General features: G+C 65.0%; 1 protein-coding gene. It reads right to left on the bottom strand.

The features are described from left to right. Nucleotides 1–213 (bottom strand): DUF4081 domain-containing protein (locus SB764_RS43565; RefSeq protein ID WP_410867247.1); only part of this gene is annotated, 213 nt, incomplete at its 3' end. Nucleotides 214–246 lie beyond the last annotated feature (33 nt).

Below are 246 nucleotides of genomic sequence, written 5' to 3'. Positions count from 1 at the left end.
CAACGCCGGGTCCAGCTGGATCGGAACCAAGTTGGCCCCTGCCCAGCAGGCGCCCAGAAGGTTTCCGTCGTCGAACACTCCAAAAATACTTGCGCCGGCGCTGGTTGGAGCCGCCGTCCCGGTACTGTCCAGTTGCGCCAGGATGAAGACGTTCGCCACCGGATCTTCCTGGGCAAGAGCGCGAAGAGCCGGGGTGTCGGCACTGCCGAGCACCCTGACTCCCAAGCCGGTCCCGTTACGAGACGC

Origin of the sequence: Paraburkholderia sp. SIMBA_027 (assembly GCF_046535315.1) — a bacterium.
Lineage (GTDB): Bacteria > Pseudomonadota > Gammaproteobacteria > Burkholderiales > Burkholderiaceae > Paraburkholderia > Paraburkholderia tropica.
This window is presented reverse-complemented; position numbering and strand designations above follow the sequence as displayed.